Origin of the sequence: Actinoallomurus acaciae (assembly GCF_042429965.1) — a bacterium.
GTDB classification, from domain to species: domain Bacteria; phylum Actinomycetota; class Actinomycetes; order Streptosporangiales; family Streptosporangiaceae; genus Actinoallomurus; species Actinoallomurus acaciae.
In genome coordinates, this window is record NZ_JBHLZP010001210.1 from 1 (window position 1) to 777 (window position 777).

The window sequence follows — 777 nt, forward strand, 5'->3', positions numbered from 1 at the left end:
AGCGGGAGGGCCACCTCGGGGGCCGCGCGGGCGGCTGGGACGCCGCGCTGCCGGACGGCACCCGCGTCGGCATGGGCCGCGGTTTCCACGCCTACTTCCGGCAGTACTACAACCTGCGGACGCTGCTGCGCCGCGCCGACCCGGGGCTCGAACGGCTCACCGCCCTGCCGGACTACCCCCTGATCGACGCGGACGGCCGCACCGACACCTTCCGCGGCCTGCCCCGCACCCCGCCGTGGAACGCCCTGTTCTTCGCGCTCCGCAGTCCGACCTTCCGGCCGCGCGACCTGCTCCGCCTGAACGGCCGCGCCGCGCTGCCGCTGATCGGCGTCAGCGTCCCCGGCACGTACGAGCGGCTGGACCACCTGGACGCCGAGACCTTCCTCGCCCGGTTGCGCTTCCCGACGGCAGCACGTCACCTGGCCTTCGAGGTGTTCTCCCGCAGCTTCTTCGCTCCGCCCGGCCGGCTGTCCGCGGCCGAGCTCGCGGTCATGTTCCACCTGTACTTCCTCGGCTCGGCCGAAGGGCTGCTGTTCGACGTGCCCAGCGTGCCGCCGCCCCGTCTCTGGGCGCCGCTCGGCGACCACCTCACCTCCCTCGGCGGCCGCGTGCACCCGGGCACGCCCGTCACCGCCGTACGGCCCGGCGGGTCCGGGTTCGCGGTGGACGTCGCGGACGGCACCGTGGACGCCGACGCCGTGGTCCTCGCCCTCGACCTCCCGGGCCTGCGCGACCTCGTCGCCGCCTCACCCGAGCTCGGCACCCCGGGCTGGCGGC

1 protein-coding gene is annotated in these 777 nt (G+C 75.8%); it reads left to right on the plus strand.

Annotation, left to right across the window (positions count from 1 at the left end; all coding sequences use genetic code 11):
* On the plus strand, positions 1-777 hold a 777-nt coding region (locus ACFFNX_RS51685; RefSeq protein ID WP_378213856.1), incomplete at both ends, for an FAD-dependent oxidoreductase.